Source organism: Petrotoga miotherma DSM 10691, assembly GCF_002895605.1.
Classification (GTDB): Bacteria; Thermotogota; Thermotogae; order Petrotogales; family Petrotogaceae; genus Petrotoga; species Petrotoga miotherma.
Genome location: NZ_AZRM01000027.1, coordinates 58818 through 77477, shown reverse-complemented (window position 1 = coordinate 77477; position 18660 = coordinate 58818). Strand labels below are relative to the sequence as shown.

Below are 18660 nucleotides of genomic sequence, written 5' to 3'. Positions count from 1 at the left end.
CTTTAGAAATAAGAAAGATTTTAAAAAGGGTGGGCTGCGGGGCTAAGGGGCGCGCAGGACAAATTGAAAAGAACATAAAAAAGTAAAATTTTCAACAAAAACATGTAATTAAAATATCTTTTCTAAAAATATTAAGTTAAAAAAATACGATTATTGTTCTAATTAATATATTTACTATCTATTTACTATAAATACAGGATTATATATCATTTAATATCGTACGGTAATAAATTGGATAAATTTAGTCATATTTGAATTATTTTTCACAATAGTATATAATTTAATTGACTGACCAGTCAGTCAGGAAAGAGGTGATTTAAATGAACACAGGGGTAAAGGTTTTGGATAAACAAGAACGAAAAAAATACATTTCAGAAAAAACGTTGGAATTAATAAGCGAAAAAGGTTTGACAAATTTGACGATGGAAGATGTTGCATTTTCGTGTAATTTGTCGAAAGGTTCTATATATAACTATTTCAAAAATAAAAATTCACTAATTGTTTCTGCTTTTAGTGCGCTGTTGGAAAAAGTCCAAAATTTTTTTGAAGAAAATGAATCCGTGCTTTCTCAGGATTGTGCGGAAGCAAGTGCTGATTTTTATGCAAATCTTTATTCAGAAATTTTAAATACTTTTCCTTCAAAAGAACTGATGCGGTTGTTTGAAATTTTAATGAATTCTACACATGATCAAAGTATGATGAAAATTTTAACTCAAACATTCAAAGAAAATTACGGAAAGATCCTTGGTAAATTTGAAAAGTTATTTAATTCGAAAACTAAAGCATTTATGTTACAAGCAATGTTTGATGGTTTAGTTATATACAGAGCCGTAGGAATAGAATTTTCTAATGAGGAAATAAAAAATAATTTTAAAAAAATGATTTTAAGTTTTACAGAAGATAACAAAAATTAGGAGGTGTCCGGTATGGCAGTTGTGGACTCAATGAAAAATATGTTACTTAAACAAAGTTCTAAATTAATAACCAACGTTGTAAGACATTCTGATGTAGATCAACTGGGAAAATTGTTATGGACTTTATCGAAATTCTCTAAGGAACCTGCGAAAAGTGGGTTAAGAAAATTAGCAACAGGGGCTGAAAATCATGATCCGATGTTGGTGAACTGGGCTAATTTGTTCAAGAAATCTAATCCCAAAGTTGTTGAAAAAATAATAAACAATCTAATCATCAACGAGTTTGCAGTTGGTGAAAAAACAAGGCAGGAAAAGATGCATGAATATGGGATCGTCCTTCCAAAATTAGCCGTGCTTTCTCCAACTTATGCATGTAACCTCAGATGTGTGGGTTGTTATGCTGCTATGTATGGTCACAAGTATATGCTTTCCAAAGAAGAAATTTTTGATGTAATTCGACAATTTAATGATTTAGGCATCTATTTCTTCATTATAACTGGTGGAGAGCCATTTGTCTATCCTTATCTATTTGATGTACTAGAAGAGTTCAACGATTCTTACTTTTTGCTTTATACGAATGGAACCTTAATTAATGAAGAAAATGCTAAAAAGTTAGCAGAATTGGGTAATGCTACATTGGCTATATCAGTAGAAGGATATGAAGCTGACACCGATTGGAGAAGAGGTAAAGGAGTTTTTGAAAAAATTCAAAACGCTTGGAAGCTTTTAACTGAAAATGGGGTTGTATATGGAGCCTCCGTCACAGCAACAAGAAAAAATCACGATGTGATAATGAGCGATGATTTTTGGGAGTATTTAAAAGAAAACAATGTGAGTTATGCATGGGTTTTCCAATTTATGCCCGTAGGAGCGGATGCTTCGATGGATTTAGTACCTACTGCAGAACAAAGGTACGAAAGATTCTACAAATTGGAAGAGTTAAGGTTAGGTGGAAAGTTTGCTTTCGTTGCTGATTTTTGGAATCATGGTTTCTTGACTAACGGTTGTTTAGCAGCGGGAGCTAAGTATTTACATATAAACGCCAAAGGTTATGCTGAACCATGTGTCTTTCAACAGTTTGCTGTGGATAATATAAGGGAAAAGCGGATTGTAGATATATTAAAATCACCATTTTTTGAGGCTTATAAGAGAACCATTCCATATTCCAATAATTTGTTTAGGCCATGCCCTATAATAGATAATCCGAAGGTATTCAGGGCAATGGTAAAGAAGTTCAACGCTATTCCACAGCATCCCGGAAGCGAGAGGACCGTGAATGAATTAGCCCCTGAATTAGATCAACTTGCCGAAGAATGGAAAAAATATGCCGATAAACTTTGGTATGAGGAAGGCTACGCTGAGAAATATCCTTCAAAAAGAGGTGTATATAACTACAAAGTAAGGATGAGAAGATACTCAGAAAATGAAGAAAAATTAGCATTGGACAAAAAAGCTGAATAGTAATTCTTTGATTATAATGCTATCTTTTAAAATAACGGGTCTTTTGTACCCGTTATTTTAATTTTTCGGTTAATAATACTTAGGTTTGTTATGATATAATATAAAAAATAGGCGATTATTCAAACAAGATAGAGACGATTTAGAAATAAGAAGATATTCAAAAATTCGATTTTTGACTATAAAAAGGTAACAGGGTAGAACTCTCTCTGCAGAAGGTGAGTTATGGGGCAAAAGGTCGTCAAAAGCAAGTTTTGAATTTCTATAACTAATAAAATAATATTGGTATTAGGAGGAAATCGATGGAGTACGATTTTTTATCAGTCACTTTAAATCCTTCGTTGGATAGAGAAGTTATAATTGATAATTTTGAAGTAGGGAATATGTATAGAATAGAAAATCCTTCAAATTCCAAAATGGAACCAGGAGGTAAAGGTATTAACGTTTCAATAATGCTATCTAATTTACAAATAAAATCGATAGTAACAGGTTTTTTGGGGGGATACATAGGTAACGTTATTCAGAGCAAACTTTCAGCGTATGATAATATAACAATGAATTTTGTTTATTCAGACGAAGAAAGTAGAGAAAATATTGAAATAATAGATCCCTTAAAAGAAGTAATAACATTGATAAACAGTAAAGGTCCTTTTATTAACAATGAGGATTACGATCATTTTTTGAGGAGATACAAAAATTCTCTTTCATTAGTGGAACATGTCGTAGTGTCTGGGAGTGTTCCTCCAGGTTTGAAAAGTAGTGTTTATTCCGATTTGATGTTGGAAGCTAAGAAAAGAGGAAAAACTACTTACATGGAATCATTTGGCCCTTGTTTTGAAGAAGCTATTTTAAATAATTGTCCTACCGTTGTAAGACCAGACTTTAGAAGAAAAACAGAAATTTTTGGAAAAACTCTGGAAAGTATTGATGATTTTATTGATGCTTCAAAAAAAATTATAGAAAATGGTGCCAGATTAGTTGTTATGAGTTATCAGATTTTCGGTGACGTAATAACAACTAATGAGGGTGTGTGGCTTTTTAATCCGGAGGAAAAAATTGAGAAGTCACATCTTTTTGGGGCGGGGGATGCATTTATGTCGGGAATATTATACTACATAATAAATTATAATTTCAATTATTTTGAAGCTGCAAAATTCGGTATGGCTAGTGCCATTTCCAAAACGGATTATATAGAAAAAAAGATAGGAACTTTAGAAGATATAAAAAGAAGTTTAAATAGGTTTTCCATTGAAAGATTAGAATAACAAAGAGGTGTTTACCTTGAAAGCTAAAGAAATAATGGAGAGAGATCTAACATCTTTAATGGAAGATGAGAAAGTAGAGCGTTTTATTACTGTATGTCGAAGGCATAATTTATCTGCACTTCCCATAGTTACAAGTGATTTTAGACTGGTAGGGTATTTAAGCGAAAGCGGTATCATTGATGCCTCACTTCCGGGGTATTTGAAGCTCATGGAAACTACTTCTTTTATACCGGATAGCCATAAATTTTTTAATGGATTGAAAAAAATATTGGATCGTCCAGTATCTGATTTTATGATAAAAAAGCCATTTAAGGTTTACTTTGATGATACGGTTTTGCATGTGGCAGATGTAATTATAAAAAATAAGTTAAAGGTTTTGCCTGTCGTTGATGATAATGAAAGATTGGTAGGGGTTATTAGGAGAATAGGTTTACTTAGTAGAACATTGAGCGGTGAAATAGAATATGAAGCGTAAAGTTTCTTTTATTACTTTTGGATGTAAAATGAACCAAGCCGAAAGTCAGGCGATGGCCGAGAAATTATCTCCTCATTTTGATATTGTATTTGAAGAAAAAATGGGTGAAAGTGATATATACGTTTTAAACACTTGTGCTGTTACTTCAGAGGCTGAAAGGAAGGTTAGACAGACAATTAGGAGATTAAAAAAATTAAATGAAAATTCAAAGATTATAGCTACAGGTTGTTATTCTATTTCTGATCCCGAAGAATTAAATAAATTAGGTGCCGATGTGGTCTTAGGTAATTTTGAAAAAAAACAAATAGACCGTTTTTTGTACGAAGAAGGTATATACTCAGATAAGCATTTTTGGCTCCATAATGAAAAATATGACATATTAGTTCCCAACGAACCGTACGATAACCGAACAAGGGTTTTTTTACCCATAGAGGAAGGATGTATTAACTCCTGCACATTCTGTAAAATAAGATTTTTGAGAGGATTAAAAATAGTCAGTTTACCAAAAGAAGAAGTTATTAAAAGTATAGAAAAATTCATAGAAAAAGGTTATAAAGAAATAGTGCTTACCGGAACAAATTTGGGATATTATGGAGTGGACAATTCAGAAACCTTGGAAGAACTATTAAATCAAATTGGGAAGCGTTTTGCTGATAAAGAAATTAGAATAAGAATAACATCTTTATATCCTGAAATAATAACCGATAATTTGTCTGCCATATTGAATGCTTATCCAATATTTGAAAGACACGTACATCTTTCGATTCAACATTTTTCCGATAAAATTTTAGAAACAATGAATAGAAAGTATAATAGAAAAATGATTTATACAGCCATTGAAAACTTAAGAAAATACGACTCAAAATTTTCTATTACCTGTGATCTCATAGTTGGTTTTCCAGGTGAAGATGAGAAAGATTTAGGTATCATGTTTGATTCAATTGAAGAACTTAAGCTTTTGAAAGTCCATAGTTTTAGGTATTCACCACGTGAAGGGACTGTAGCTGCTAAGATGAAAAATCAGATACCCGGAAATGAAAAAAAGTCCAGACTTTCACAAATGAATAAAATTGCCGATCTCTCAAGAAAAAATTACCTTAATGGTGTTATAGGGTCTAGAGTTAAGGTATTGACAGAAAATCGCTTAAAAGATGTTTTTTTTGGATACGATGAATATTATATCCCTCATAATGTTCAATTTCATGAGAAAAAAATTGAAAAAGGTCAGTTTTTTAATACGATGATATCTTCTTTGTCTAAAGAAAATAAAGGGGTGGTATCAAATGTTTTATAATGGTAAAGAGTGGGTAGAATTTCCCTTGGTTAGTGGAGATGATGAAGGGTTCGTGAATGGTTATTCCATTTATGATGTACTCAGAACTTATTCAGGTATTCCTTACAATTTAAAAAGGCATTATGACAGGTTGAAGCGATCTGCTGATTTTATGGCACTTGAAATACCACCTCTGGAAAAGATAAAAATAATTTTAAATCAGGCAAAAAAGATTCATAATTATGAAGAATTCAGATTTAAAATATATGTAACTCCTTTCACTTCTAAATATAAAACATTTTATTGCTTTGTTGAAGAATTAAAAGAGGATGTAGATTTAATTGAAGAAGGCGTGGTAGTAAATATAGCTAGAGAAAGGAAAAGTTCCTCTCCTATTATTCCTTATTATGTAAAAACACCTTTAAATGGATCGATCAAATACATCCATAAAAAATACGATTATTATTATGATTCCATCATTTTGAATGAGTTCGGTAATGTTACCGAAGGCACATATTCTAATATTTTTTACGTCAGTGGTGGCGTTTTGTTGACACCTCATATTTCATCAGGAATATTACCGGGGATAACCAGAGAAGATGTCCTTGAATTAGCAAATGATTTATCTTTAGAAGTTGAAGAGAAAGCAAATGTTCAAGTATGGGAACTTTTATCTGCTGAGGAAGTATTTCTTACCCACACTTCAAGAGGGGTAGTACCTGTTAGAAGAATTTTTCCTGATTTTACTTTTACTGTACCTGGTGTAGTAACTGAAGCTATTCTCGATAATTGGAAAGATTTCATTACAGAAAAAATAGAAGATTAAGGGAAACAGTATATTACTAAGATGGTCTAAATGGAGGAAAAGTTTGAAGGAGTTTTAAAACAACTTTCTAAAAAAAATTTGGTCTACAAAAAAATATATATAATAAAAAAATTAAGAGAAGAATTACCTAAGTATATGCCTGAGAATTTATCAAAACATGTAACAGTTAAAAATTATCTCTTAAAAGAGAAGGTAGTGGAAATAGCCTGTGAAAACAATTATGTTAAACAGGAAATACTTTTTAGGGAAAAAATATTGTTGAACGCATTAAATTCTATTCTAGAAAATGAAACGATAAATAGAATTAGAATTGTTTCTTGAGGAACTCTTGTGGAGGTGTTTAAATGGTAGAAAAAACATATTCTGGAAACGATATAAAAGTCTTAAAAGGACTAGAACCTGTTAGGTTAAGACCTGGAATGTACATTGGATCAACGGGTAAAACCGGATTAAACCATATGGTTTATGAAATAATTGATAACGCCATAGATGAGCATGTTAATGGCTTTTGTGATACAATCCGAGTTACTTTGAATGAGGATGATTCTATTGAAGTTGAGGATAATGGAAGAGGTATACCTGTAGATATACACCCAACTGAAAACAAAAATACATTGGAGTTAGTTATGACTTCGCTTCATGCGGGTGGAAAGTTCGATAAGAAAGCCTATAAGGTTAGTGGAGGGCTTCATGGAGTAGGAGCATCGGTTGTTAACGCTCTTTCCGAATATATGGAGGTAAAGGTCTACAGAGACGGAAAAATATACTATCAAAAGTATGCAAAAGGCGTTCCTCAAACAGATGTAATTGTTATAGGCGAAACAGACAAGACTGGTACTGTTGTGAAATTTCTCCCTGATAAAGAAATATTCGATGATGGAGATATCACAGTTGAATCACGATTAATAGAGAATAGGTTGAAAGAAATAGCCTTTTTAAATCCTAACTTGAAAGTTATCTTTGAAGATAGAAAAAGAGATTATAGGCAAGAATTTCATTTTCAAGGTGGGTTAAATGAATTTATAAATTACATCTTGAAACGGCGGAAAATGAATTCTATTTCCGAGCCGGTTTATATGTATGGATCATATCAATATAGTAAAGTGGAGTCTGAAATTCAAGTGGAAATAGCTTTTGTATATACCGATTCTGAAGAAAGCAATGTTATTTCTTTTGTGAACAACATTAGAACTATCGATGGAGGAGAACATGAATCTGGATTTAAACAGGCTCTAACAAGATTATCAAATGAATATGCAAGAAAGTACAACGTTTTAAAGGAAAAAGACGAGAATTTTAGTGGAGAAGATGTGAGAGAAGGATTATTAGCCATAATACATATAAAAATGCCCAATCCTGTTTTCGAAGGTCAAACAAAGGGAAGATTGGGATCTAAAGTTGCTAGAGAAGCAGTAAATCAAATAACTACAGAAAAATTATCTTTATATTTTGATGCAAATATAAAAGAAGCAAAAAACATTTTTGAAAGAATGTTTTTAGCCTACAAAAAAAGACTGGCGGCTAAAAGAGCCAGAGATAGCATTAAAAGAAAAACAATATTCGAAAATACAACTTTACCAGGTAAATTGGCAGATTGTACGTCGAGGGATTTAAACGAATCAGAACTTTTTATAGTTGAAGGAGATTCTGCGGGGGGAAATGCAAAACAAGCTAGAGACAGGATGTACCAGGCAATTTTACCTTTAAGAGGAAAAATTCTAAATGCAGAGAAAACTGACTTTTTAAAACTTTTAAAAAATGAACAGGTTTCGAATATTTTCACAGCATTGGGAACTGGTATAGGAGACGAGTTTAATCTATCCAAATTGAGATATGGTAAAATCATTATCATGACTGATGCAGATGTTGATGGTGCGCATATTAGAACTTTAGTATTGACGCTTTTTCACAAATATATGCGTTCTTTAATAGAAGAAGGATATGTATACATTGCTCAACCACCTTTGTATAGATTTGAAGTTGGAAAACAACATTTTTATCTTTATTCTGACGATGAACTTGAAGAATTGAAGAAAAAGTATGGGGATAAAAAATGGAGGCTACAAAGATATAAGGGGTTAGGAGAAATGAATCCTGACCAATTGAGAGAAACCACTATGGATAGAGAAACTAGAAAACTTGTGAAAATAAAGATGGAAGATTTAGAAATGGCAGAAGAGATGATAGAAATACTCATGGGATATGATCCTTCGGTTAGAAGAGAGTTTATTGAATCTAATGCTAATAAGGTGAAAGAGCTCGATATTTAGTGCAATGGAAAAAGTTAACTTTAAACTTTTTTTACCTTCTACTTTTAATAATTTGTTTTTACCATCTCAGCCCTTTTTTTGATGAAACTCAAGAAGAACTTTTTGTTTATAAAGATAAAATAGAAATTGAGAAAAGTATTTATTACATAGAAATAAATAATAGATATTTTTATTTTGATATTTATGATAAAATAACATTTGTTAGCGATTATCCACAACCAAAATTCATTAAAGTAATTTTTTCGAAAGATAAAATAAAAAAAGAAGAACTCAATTTTATCAAGAGTATTTGTTGTAATACGTCAATTAGGGAAATAAATTTTCAAAATAAAGAAATACTTTGTTATAATAACATAAGAATTGAATATCTTGAATTACCAAAAATTAACGATTTCTTGATCACACTTAGTAATATAGAATTCTTAGGACCTGGGAATTATTTTATTAGTAACCATAGTTTTTTTAAAATCGATGATCGGGGGTTGTAATATGGCTAAGAATTATTTGATTGGAATAGATATAGGCAGTTTTTTTCTAAAAGGAGTCCTTTTTGAAACAGACGAAAACGGAAATATAGTACCAATTTCGCTGAGTAAACTTCCAGTTGAAGGCATCATTAATGGTGAAATACAAGATATGGAATCATTACGTAGATCGATTGAAACGCTTATAGAAAAGTTGAATCAGGAGTCTCCAAAAAAGGTTAAAAATACTGAGATTATTGTAGGATATTCTACTAACTCTTTAAATATTACCGAAGAGAATTTTACCGTTGAATTTAGTAAAAGAACAGAAATTAGAGAAAATGAACTTAGAAACATCAAGAAAAGCGTTATCAAAAAATACACGGACGAAGGAAAAATAATTTTAGATTCTAACTTTGTGAAGTTTCATATTGACGAAAAAAGGGTAAAAAATCCAGTTTCTTTTTTTGCCGAAAAATCTTTAACTACAACGCTAAATATTGTTTGGGTAGATGAAAATTCTTTTTCATTGTTAATTAACGTTTTAAAAGACATTGTCTATACTTCTGAAATTCCTATATACGATTCAACTTTATCGAATAGTTATATTATTACCACTCCCAACGATAGAAATGTTGGAATCACTGTCATTGATTTCGGTTACAATTCTTGTAGGATAATCATTTTTAAAGAGGGTATTCCAAAGTTATTCTATACTTTCCCCTATGGAATGAAATATGTATTACAAGATATTTCCAATATACTTAAGGTTTCTGAAAGAGAGGCGCATAGATTATTGGAAGAGGAAGGGGCATGTTCAAGAGAGACTAAAGTAATGAAAAAGGTGAATTTCCAATTATTGACGGGTAGTGGTTATTCTTACGTTCCTTTAAGTCTTTTAAATAAAATCATTTTTGCTCGGGTCAGAGAAATCATAAGCAGGCTAAATGGAGAACTCTCAAAAATAGGTTATGAAAGAACTTTCGAAGTAGGAGCTTTACAGGGAGGAATAGTATTGACTGGGGGAGGTTCGAAGATAAGAAATATTGAAAGCACTGTGAAAGAACTGATGGGTGAAAATTTCAGGAAAAGTTCCATAGTATCTTTCGACTCTTTCAAGAATATTCCAGAAGAGTTAGTAAAAGATCCAGAGTTTCAGAGTGTTTTTGGGTTAATAGAAAGGTACAGAATTGATCTATTAGAAGAAAATCTTAATGAAAAAAGTAGAGAGACTCGTTCGGAATCCCCCAAAAGAAGTAAACCTTCCAACAAAACGACAACCGCCTTAAAAACTTTTTTTAAGAAGATAACGGGAGGTGAAGAAGAAGATGCCCTTTGAAATGGAGGAAATCAACAAAAGAGATAAATTATTTAGTAGGAAAACAAGTTACAAGATAAAAGTTATTGGTGTCGGAGGAGCAGGGAATAATGCTATTCAGAGAATGATAAAAAAGGGTATTGATGATGTAGAATTAGTTTCAGCTAACACGGATGTTCAAGTATTAGAAAGTAACGACGCACCTACAAAAATTCAATTGGGAAAAGAGTTAACAAAAGGCTTAGGTGCCGGCGGAGATCCTGAAATTGGTAAAAAATCGGCTTTAGAAAGTCAAGATGATTTAAAAGAAACTTTAAAAGATACGGATCTTTTATTTATAACTGCGGGTTTAGGGGGAGGTACAGGAACAGGAGCTGTACCTATTATAGCCGATTTAGCTACACAAATGGGTATTTTAACAGTGGCGATAGTTACCTTGCCTTTTCACTTTGAAGGATCAACAAAAGAAAGAATAGCTTTGAAGGGATTTCAAGAAACTAAAAAGTATGTGGACAGTTTAATTAAAATATCAAACGATAAACTCATAGATAACGACGATGATATTCCCATTGATAAAGCCTTTGAGAAGGCTGATGAAATACTTATTCAAGCAATAACAGGTATTTCTGATTTGATAACGAAGCCAGGTATGATCAATTTAGATTTTGCAGACGTAGCTTCGGTATTACGTATAAAAGGTTCTGCCATGCTAGGGATTGGTCTTGCAAAAGGAGAAAAAAGAGCCGAAGAAGCTATAAAAAATGCCTTGAATAGTAAGATCTTAGAAGATCCTGTAAGGAATGCAACCGCTGCTTTGGTAAACATTGCTGGTAAGACTCCAACCACACAAGATGTAAAAATTGTTAACGAAATTTTACGTTCATACGCAATAGATGATGCAAAACTAAAAATGGGAATTACCGTTATAGATTTACCTCCAGAAGTTATTAAAGTGACGGTTATAGCATCGGGTTATGACAAATTACCTGGAGAAGAAAACTATCTAGACCTTTATGAGCAACCAGCCTTATATAGACAATTTGGTAAAGGTGTCGTTGCTGAAGAAATATCCAAATTGAACAAATATTTACAAGATCATGTAGAAGAAATTCCGGGAGAAGAAGTCCAACAACAACAATAATAATAATGAAAAGGAAACCTTCTAATTTCTATCTCTTGTACAATAAAGACCTAAAAAATTATGAAGTTGAAGAAAATATTTTGGATAACTTTTTGAAAAAGTATGACAATGAAAATATTACAGATTTTCATTTTGAGCCCCATGAAGAAAAGGTAGATGTTAAAGCCAGATACTGTGGGGATTTAATAACTTTAGAAACTATGGGTGTATATGAATACGAAGTAGTGCTAAACAAATTACTTATCAATTGTGGGTATGATATAGTAAAAGATTTTGAAAATATCGACGGTTCTTTTAATTTTCAGAACGTTAATTACAGAGCTTCCTTTGTTAGATCTTCAGAAGGAATAAGTTGTGTCTTAAGAAAATTAAGAAACATAAACGATATTAAAGTTTTCATGGAGCCTTTGATTCTTTCTAATGTAGAAAAATTAATTGATCAAAAATCAAAAATGCTTATTTTTTCTGGTCCTACAGGGTCTGGCAAAACTACAACGATGCAGTATATAGTTAATAAGTTCAAAAGAAAAAGAAAAGTACATAGCATAGAAAATCCAATAGAGTATATTAATCCTGGTATAATTCAAATAGTATCAAAAATTGAGGAAGACAAGGCAGATATTTTAAAATATATATTGAGACAAGACCCTGATTTAATAGTTGTGGGTGAAATTAGGGAGGAAAATTTTGCAAAATTGTTATTTGAATCTTCGATAACAGGTCATTTGGTGTTTTCCACGTTACATGCTAAGAATGTTTTTTTAGTTCTTCAAAGGTTAAAGATGTTTGGTATAGAAGTAAGGAATCTCTCTGAAAGCTTAGATCTTATTCTTAATCAAAGATTAATACCTAGAAATTGCCCTTTTTGCCAAGGGAACGGGTGTCAGCACTGCTATAATACGGGGAAAAAAGGTTTTATAACTGTTTTTGAAGGTTTAATAATTTCAAAAAATTTGAAAAAAGACTTTTCACAAGGTAAAAGTATCAATTTTATAAGTGAAAAATACAAAAATTCTGATCGTTATATAGATCCACTGCCAGTACTCCGTAAATTTTTTAATGAAGGTTTAATCAGTGAAGATCAGTATTCAAATAATTTATCCTCCTTCTAAATAATAGTGAAAATAGTGAGATGAATTCATGCAGTATTTTTCAAAGAGCCCAGAAGAATGGCAAAAGTATGATGAAGAAAGAAAAAAAGAAAAAGAAAGAAGAGAACAACCAAAAAAAAGAATAATTAGATGGACATTTTACATTGTTATTTTTTTGTCCATATTATCATTGATATTTATTATTATAGGACGTAGGGGTTCAAGATTTGATCTACCTTACAATGTAGTTATAAAAGGTATTCATATCAACTTAGAATCAAAAGAAGAATATTACTATCCAGATAACTTAGATATAAAAGTTACTATACAAAACACCAACAACAAAGACTCTCATATAACAATTAATAATTTTTCTTTTTTGATAGTAAACCAGGAAAATTCAGAGGTTGTATACAGTTATGTATTTCCTCAACCCGTAGAAACTGATATCTCGCCATATAAAACAATTTTAGTTTTTGATCTGTTAAGAGAAAAGGAGATCTCAAATTTAGACAAAGGAACTTATGAAGCCCGAGTGACCTTTGTCTTAAATGATGAAAACGTAAATCTTGTTAAAACCTTTAATTATAATAAGGGATTGATTATAGATGTTTCTGCTAAAGATATGTTCTACCTCACTACGGAATTCCCTTCTGTTAGCATATTAGCAGTAAATGGAACCAACGAAACCTTTAACAAAGAATTATTTGGAACGCTAACAATAAAACAAAACGAAAAGGTTATCCATTCACAGAAATTTTCTTTTGGGACATTAAATTTAAATCCTTTGTCTTCAATACCCTTAGATTTTGAAATCAATAAAAAGTTGGATCCAGGAAATTATTATGTTTTATTCGACTTTAATTCCCTTGAGCAAACTTATGCAACTACTTTGAATATAGTGAATCAAACAGATAAAAATTACAATGATATATCCCTTCTAGTTTATGTTATTTCAGCAGCCTCCAGAGGAGATCAACTTGATTTTGAGGGCTTACTAAGAAATTCTAATAAACAACCTAGGGCATTTGAAATTTCACAGGTACGGTTTAAGTTATTCTATGAAGAACAACTAATTTATAACTACGAGAATAACGACTTATCTAGGGTATATATACCAGAATTAGGAACGACCAGGGTATTTGATTTATCGAATGTTAAAACTATAACTTTAGATAGATCAGGAAAGTATGAAATTCAATTCAGTGTGAAGATAGGAGATAAGATATTTTCAAAGAAACATACAGTCGAAGTTTATTAAATTCACTTAGAATAATTGTGTGGCGGGCTGCGGGGCGAAGGAGCGCTAAAATAAAGTTTCCAAAGAGAGTAAAATTAATACAAATGAGGTTAAAATAATGTACGGATACATATCTATCTATTTTACCCCTACCGAAGAAGAAAGAAAAAATTACCTATATTACTATTGTGGATTATGTCATTCTTTGAAAGAAAATTTAGGAGAGTTTTATAGACTCACGACGATAAAAGAAGTGGTTTTCTTTTCAATGTTGAACAACCCTCTTGAGAATATAAACGAATTCAGATGTCCATATGTAGGATTAAAAAAACGATTTAAACCCGCAAATAATTCTTTTATGACACCTTATGCTTATCTCAACTTACTCATAATCTATGGAAAACTTTTAGATTACAACTTAGAGGGGAAGTTAGTACCCAAAAAAATTTTAAAAAAATTGGAATCAAAACTATTTGAATACTTTGACTCCAAGACTATCAATGAATACAAACATCTATTAAGAATGCAACAAAAGGTAGAAGAACAAAATTTAGATTTGGATGATTATGCCCAACCATCTCAAGAGATTATGGAAATGTTATTTGAAAAATTTTTTCCCCAAGGGTATCCAGCTACCATGCCTATTGTGACCGCTTATTTGATATATTTGGTAGACAGTGTATACGATTTCGATAAAGATATAAAAAGGAGAAACTTTAATTCTATAGCAAGTTCTTTTGGAGTAAAAAAATTAGATGAATTAACTCAGGATCAAAAAGAAAGAATTTTATTTACTTACGATTTATGTTCAAAAGAATTCTTAGAAAACGTTGAAGAAGTTGCAAATTTCAACAAGCATTTAGTAAAAAAACTGGCGACTTTTTCTTTGATATATCACAGGAATTCTGTCACAAAAATTTTAGATGGAGGAGAAATTGATGAAAGAGCAACAAACCATTCTAGAGCAAATAAAAAAGGGAGAGTTCAAAAGCCTATTTTTAAAATATAAGGAAGATGAAAAGTTTAGAGAAAAAATGGATACTTTTAGAGCGGGTTATTATAGCTATGGAAGAAGTGGATGTGGTAACTGTTTAGAATGTTTAGGAGCCACTGTCTGTTTAGATACCCTTTGTGAATGTGGTGGCGGAGATCTTTGTAATTGGTTTTAAAAGTTTATGAATTTAAATATAAAAAATCCCCTTATAAAGACTGCTTTTTTGGTTATCTTTTTTTTCTTGCTTTTCCTTATTTCAAGGTATTTGAGAATCGCTCCCACCGTTGTTAGTTTAATTCTTCCTCTGGGAGTTTTCTTTTTAGAAAAAAGATATGCATTTATTTTCAGTATTTCAATTTTCTTTTTAATATTTATCAGTGGCTTTGTTGTTGAAGCAATTGGTATATTTTTGCTCTTTTTTCTTCCAATCCTTGCTTTTATTGTTGTAGAAAAAAGGTTATTTAAACACTTATTCATTACAATTTTTTCGATTCTTGCCTTTTATCTTATGTTTACCTTTTTTGGTGAACTTCTTCCGGATTTTGCCACTCAGGGAAAAGGTCTATTCTTTATAATATTTCTTTATTTGATATTTACCAATATTTATGGGTATTTATTAAAGAGATTGAAATATGAGATTTCTTCATTATTGAAAAATTTTTCTCAAAAAGAATAATATAAAAAGCCGATGATGAAAAATATTAGGGGAGTGATATCGATGTATCCAGAATATGTTACTAAGTTGGAAAAAGTAAAAGGGATTTCACAAGAAGAATTAAAAGAACTTCAACCTGTTGAAGAAAAGTATAAGTTTAGAGCTAATGAATATTACTTGGCCTTAATCAATTGGAAAGACAAAAACGATCCTATAAGAAAGATTATAATTCCAAATATTGAAGAATTGGAAGAATGGGGATTAGAAGACGCTTCAAAAGAACATTCATATACAATAAGTAAGGGATTGCAACACAAGTATAGGGATACCGCTTTACTGTTAGTAAATGATGTATGTGGGAGTTTCTGTAGATTCTGTTTTAGAAAAAGATTGTTCAAGAACGTTGGTAAAGAAGTAGTTAGAACCCGTGAAATTGAACAAGATCTCGATTATATTCGAAAACATGAAGAAATCACAAATGTTCTCCTGACAGGGGGTGATCCTTTACTCCTTTCAACTAATAAACTTAAATCAATTATAGAATCTATTAATGAAATAGATCATATAAAAATCATTCGCATAGGTACAAAGACTCCGGCTTTTAACCCTTTCAGAATAATATCGGATGATACACTATCAAGTTTCATTAAAAAAATTACCAATAGTGGTAAAAAATTATATTTTATTGTGCACTTTAATCACCCAAGAGAATTAACTTCTGCTTCTATTCAGGGAATAAATATATTGCAAAATTCTGGAGCCATAATAGCAAATCAAACTCCTCTTTTGCATGGTATTAATGATAATCCTAAGACATTATCGACATTATTTAAAAAGCTATCCTTTAATGGTATTCCTCCCTATTATGTATTTCAAAATAGACCTGTCATGGGGAATAAAGGTTTTACTATTCCTTTAGAAAAAGCTTATTCAATATTCCTAGAATCTTTAGAAGATATCTCAGGTTTAGCCAAAAGACCTAGATTTGTAATGTCTCATGAATCTGGAAAAATAGAAGTTGCCGCATTGACTAGCAAAAATATTATCTTTCGTTATCATAGATCGCACAATCCTGATAACTATGGTAAATTTTTTGTATTCAAAAGAGATCCACAAGCCTATTGGTTTGATGATTACAAAGAATTGGTGGAAATATATAATTACAAAAGTTTTTAAAATATATAGATAAGATTCCATTACTTGAGGGATGAAAATTTTCAGATGGTTATTTTAAAAAAGGAGCAGATTCAACATGTTAAATGGCATAACAGACGTACCAGGAATAAAAGTAGGACACTACACTGACAATAAATCCTTAACAGGTTGTACGGTTGTTCTAGCCAAAAATGGAGCGGTAGGTGGGGTTGATGTTAAAGGCTCAGCCCCAGGTACAAGAGAAACAGACTTACTAAAACCGGGGAATCTTGTTCAAATGGTACACGGCGTTTTATTAACTGGTGGAAGTGCTTTTGGCTTAGATGCAGCAAGTGGGGTCATGCAATTTTTAGAAGAAAATAGTATAGGCTTTCAAACAAGTACTGTGAAAGTCCCCATAGTACCTGCTGCAGTTATTTATGATTTGGATATAGGAGACCCAAATGTTAGACCCGATAAAAGATCTGGTTATATCGCAGCAAATTTAGCCACATCAGATTGTGTTGAAGAAGGATGCGTTGGTGTAGGGACTGGGGCTCTTGTTGGTAAGGCGGCAGGTGTTAACAATGCTATGAAAGGTGGGGTAGGAAGTTATTCCATTGAATTAGGTAACGGGATAATAGTCGGAGCGATAACGGTTGTGAATGCTACAGGAGATGTTTACGAAGAAGGGGAAATAATAGCTGGGGCTATAGACCATAACAATAATTTTTTGAATATATCTGAATATATGAAAAAATCAAGTTTTAAGTCTAATCCAGGTGAAAATACAACTCTATCCGTCGTAGCTACAAATGCAAAATTGTCCAAAGAGGAAGCCAACAAAGTTGCTCAAATGAGCCATGATGGGTTGGCAAGGGCGATAAGACCTGTTCATACTATGTACGATGGAGATACTATTTTTTGTTTATCTACTAGTGATTTATCAAGCGACGTTACATTAATTGGAGAAGTAGCAGCAGAAGTAGTAGAAAAATCTATTATAAGGGCTATCAAATCGGCAAGAAAAGTTGACAATATTCTCAGTTACAAAGATTTGAATCCTAATAAAAGATAATTCCCACTACTCCTGTCATAATTATTATAAAAATCGGATTTAATTTTGTGAAAAAAAGGAGCATCAAAACCCCAATAAATATGAGAAAACTCTCCAAATTTACGATATTAGCGATACCAATTGTGTATGCTGAACCAAGTATCAACCCGATAACAGCAGGTTTTAGAAATTTAAGAATATTTTGTTGAGTATCGCCATTTCCGTTTTTAAAATATCTGCCTACCAGTAATCCTATAATTAACGAAGGCAGTATGACTGCAGTTGTCGCGACCAAAGAACCAACTACCCCAGAAACCTTATATCCAACAAAAGTAGCACTATTTACAGCTATTGGTCCGGGAGTAACCTCTGCTATAGCTATTAAATCCAGAAATTCTTGAATAGACATCCAATCTCTTCTTTCTAGATGTGTTTGAATTAGTGGTATCATTGCGTAACCACCACCAAATCCAAATAAGCCAATTTCAAAAAAAGAAAAAAACAAGCCAAATAAGGTTTTCATGGCTTTTTTCTCCCTTCAGACATAGAGGAAAGGCTCCCCACAATGAAAGCGATAACAATTATATAAATGGGATTAATTTTAAATACTCCAATTGCAACAAAAGCTCCTGCAGTTAATAGAACTAAAACGATAGACCATTTAACCGATTTTGATAGACTTATCGCAGCATATACGATAAGTGCGGCTATAGCAGGTCTTATACCTTCAAAGGCACTTTGTAAAACGTTAAGTCCCGCTGTTTTCGTAAGAGTAAAAGCTATCACCAATATTATTATAAAAGAGGGTAAAGAAACCCCTATTACTGACATAACAGCTCCTAAAATTCCCTTTATATCATATCCTACTAAAATAGAAAGATTAATAGCCACAGCTCCTGGTATAGTTTGAGTTAAAGAGACCGTGTCTGTAAACTTATCCTTTTCTACCCAATTTTTCTTTTCTACGACTTCTTTCTCCATTAAAGGAATCATAGCGTACCCCCCGCCAAAAGTGAAGAGCCCTATTTTAAAAAACGTAATGAACATTTTTAACACTATTTTTGATTTGCCTTTTTCACTCATTT

At 31.8% G+C, this 18660-nt stretch carries 18 protein-coding genes; 16 read left to right on the top strand and 2 right to left on the bottom strand.

What is annotated here, in order from left to right:
- Positions 1 to 320 precede the first annotated feature (320 nt).
- The 16 genes from X928_RS06110 to X928_RS06025 all read left to right on the top strand — a co-directional run bounded on the left by X928_RS06110 (position 321) and on the right by X928_RS06025 (position 17596).
- Positions 321 to 914, top strand: coding sequence for a TetR/AcrR family transcriptional regulator (locus X928_RS06110; protein ID WP_103078942.1), 594 nt, complete (start codon positions 321 to 323; stop codon positions 912 to 914).
- A gap of 12 nt (positions 915 to 926) precedes the next feature.
- Positions 927 to 2375 (top strand): radical SAM/SPASM domain-containing protein, encoded by a 1449-nt coding sequence (locus X928_RS06105; RefSeq protein ID WP_103078941.1) that lies wholly within the window; start codon positions 927 to 929, stop codon positions 2373 to 2375.
- A 299-nt stretch (positions 2376 to 2674) separates the two neighbouring features.
- Positions 2675 to 3637 (top strand): 1-phosphofructokinase family hexose kinase, encoded by a 963-nt coding sequence (locus X928_RS06100; protein ID WP_103076487.1) that lies wholly within the window; start codon positions 2675 to 2677, stop codon positions 3635 to 3637.
- Between the two features lie 16 nt (positions 3638 to 3653).
- Entirely contained in the window at positions 3654 to 4112 is a 459-nt protein-coding gene (locus X928_RS06095) for a CBS domain-containing protein (protein WP_103078940.1), read from the top strand.
- Positions 4102 to 5406 (top strand): tRNA (N(6)-L-threonylcarbamoyladenosine(37)-C(2))-methylthiotransferase MtaB, encoded by a 1305-nt coding sequence (gene mtaB, locus X928_RS06090; RefSeq protein WP_103078939.1) that lies wholly within the window; start codon positions 4102 to 4104, stop codon positions 5404 to 5406. Before X928_RS06095 ends, mtaB begins: the two co-directional genes overlap by 11 nt.
- Positions 5396 to 6211 carry an aminotransferase class IV gene (locus tag X928_RS06085; protein ID WP_103078938.1) on the top strand — a complete coding sequence of 272 codons (816 nt, stop codon included), beginning with the start codon at positions 5396 to 5398 and terminating at the stop codon, positions 6209 to 6211. The genes mtaB and X928_RS06085 overlap by 11 nt, the downstream gene beginning before the upstream one ends.
- 30 nt (positions 6212 to 6241) lie before the next feature.
- Positions 6242 to 6532: a DciA family protein gene (locus X928_RS06080; protein ID WP_103076483.1), complete on the top strand. Its 291-nt coding sequence runs from the start codon at positions 6242 to 6244 to the stop codon at positions 6530 to 6532.
- A 23-nt stretch (positions 6533 to 6555) separates the two neighbouring features.
- The gene (locus X928_RS06075; protein WP_103076482.1) at positions 6556 to 8481 is read left to right on the top strand and encodes a DNA gyrase/topoisomerase IV subunit B; all 1926 of its coding nucleotides are present in this window, start codon (positions 6556 to 6558) and stop codon (positions 8479 to 8481) included.
- Positions 8481 to 8969, top strand: coding sequence for a hypothetical protein (locus X928_RS06070; protein WP_103076481.1), 489 nt, complete (start codon positions 8481 to 8483; stop codon positions 8967 to 8969). Before X928_RS06075 ends, X928_RS06070 begins: the two co-directional genes overlap by 1 nt.
- A gap of 1 nt (position 8970) precedes the next feature.
- Positions 8971 to 10284 (top strand): cell division protein FtsA, encoded by a 1314-nt coding sequence (locus X928_RS06065; RefSeq protein ID WP_169926323.1) that lies wholly within the window; start codon positions 8971 to 8973, stop codon positions 10282 to 10284.
- Positions 10274 to 11404 (top strand): cell division protein FtsZ, encoded by a 1131-nt coding sequence (gene ftsZ / locus X928_RS06060; RefSeq protein ID WP_103078936.1) that lies wholly within the window; start codon positions 10274 to 10276, stop codon positions 11402 to 11404. Before X928_RS06065 ends, ftsZ begins: the two co-directional genes overlap by 11 nt.
- A gap of 80 nt (positions 11405 to 11484) precedes the next feature.
- Positions 11485 to 12516, top strand: a complete 1032-nt coding sequence (locus tag X928_RS06055) for a GspE/PulE family protein (RefSeq protein WP_211286465.1) — start codon at positions 11485 to 11487, stop codon at positions 12514 to 12516.
- A gap of 28 nt (positions 12517 to 12544) precedes the next feature.
- Complete coding sequence (locus tag X928_RS06050) at positions 12545 to 13756, top strand: hypothetical protein (RefSeq protein WP_103078934.1); 1212 nt, start codon at positions 12545 to 12547, stop codon at positions 13754 to 13756.
- A 97-nt stretch (positions 13757 to 13853) separates the two neighbouring features.
- Positions 13854 to 14744, top strand: a complete 891-nt coding sequence (locus tag X928_RS06045; RefSeq protein WP_103078933.1) for a DUF5685 family protein — start codon at positions 13854 to 13856, stop codon at positions 14742 to 14744.
- A gap of 703 nt (positions 14745 to 15447) precedes the next feature.
- A complete protein-coding gene (locus X928_RS06030; RefSeq protein WP_103078930.1) occupies positions 15448 to 16560 on the top strand; it encodes a KamA family radical SAM protein in 1113 nt (370 codons plus the stop codon).
- A 76-nt stretch (positions 16561 to 16636) separates the two neighbouring features.
- The gene (locus X928_RS06025) at positions 16637 to 17596 is read left to right on the top strand and encodes a P1 family peptidase (RefSeq protein WP_103078929.1); all 960 of its coding nucleotides are present in this window, start codon (positions 16637 to 16639) and stop codon (positions 17594 to 17596) included.
- Here X928_RS06025 and X928_RS06020 read toward each other — a convergent pair.
- Together X928_RS06020 and X928_RS06015 are read right to left on the bottom strand one after the other, a co-directional pair.
- Entirely contained in the window at positions 17583 to 18098 is a 516-nt protein-coding gene (locus tag X928_RS06020) for a chromate transporter (protein ID WP_103078928.1), read from the bottom strand. The two genes, X928_RS06025 and X928_RS06020, sit on opposite strands and share 14 nt — an antisense overlap.
- Positions 18095 to 18658 (bottom strand): chromate transporter, encoded by a 564-nt coding sequence (locus X928_RS06015; protein ID WP_103078927.1) that lies wholly within the window; start codon positions 18656 to 18658, stop codon positions 18095 to 18097. The genes X928_RS06020 and X928_RS06015 overlap by 4 nt, the downstream gene beginning before the upstream one ends.
- Positions 18659 to 18660 lie beyond the last annotated feature (2 nt).

Coding starts and splice junctions, on each gene's coding strand:
- X928_RS06110 (WP_103078942.1), top strand. CDS start 321: ATGAACACAGGGGTAAAGGTTTTGGATAAACAAGAACGAAAAAAATAC.
- X928_RS06105 (WP_103078941.1), top strand. CDS start 927: ATGGCAGTTGTGGACTCAATGAAAAATATGTTACTTAAACAAAGTTCT.
- X928_RS06100 (WP_103076487.1), top strand. CDS start 2,675: ATGGAGTACGATTTTTTATCAGTCACTTTAAATCCTTCGTTGGATAGA.
- mtaB (WP_103078939.1), top strand. CDS start 4,102: ATGAAGCGTAAAGTTTCTTTTATTACTTTTGGATGTAAAATGAACCAA.
- X928_RS06085 (WP_103078938.1), top strand. CDS start 5,396: ATGTTTTATAATGGTAAAGAGTGGGTAGAATTTCCCTTGGTTAGTGGA.
- X928_RS06080 (WP_103076483.1), top strand. CDS start 6,242: ATGGAGGAAAAGTTTGAAGGAGTTTTAAAACAACTTTCTAAAAAAAAT.
- X928_RS06075 (WP_103076482.1), top strand. CDS start 6,556: ATGGTAGAAAAAACATATTCTGGAAACGATATAAAAGTCTTAAAAGGA.
- X928_RS06065 (WP_169926323.1), top strand. CDS start 8,971: ATGGCTAAGAATTATTTGATTGGAATAGATATAGGCAGTTTTTTTCTA.
- ftsZ (WP_103078936.1), top strand. CDS start 10,274: ATGCCCTTTGAAATGGAGGAAATCAACAAAAGAGATAAATTATTTAGT.
- X928_RS06050 (WP_103078934.1), top strand. CDS start 12,545: ATGCAGTATTTTTCAAAGAGCCCAGAAGAATGGCAAAAGTATGATGAA.
- X928_RS06045 (WP_103078933.1), top strand. CDS start 13,854: ATGTACGGATACATATCTATCTATTTTACCCCTACCGAAGAAGAAAGA.
- X928_RS06030 (WP_103078930.1), top strand. CDS start 15,448: ATGTATCCAGAATATGTTACTAAGTTGGAAAAAGTAAAAGGGATTTCA.
- X928_RS06025 (WP_103078929.1), top strand. CDS start 16,637: ATGTTAAATGGCATAACAGACGTACCAGGAATAAAAGTAGGACACTAC.
- X928_RS06020 (WP_103078928.1), bottom strand. CDS start 18,098: ATGAAAACCTTATTTGGCTTGTTTTTTTCTTTTTTTGAAATTGGCTTA.
- X928_RS06015 (WP_103078927.1), bottom strand. CDS start 18,658: ATGAGTGAAAAAGGCAAATCAAAAATAGTGTTAAAAATGTTCATTACG.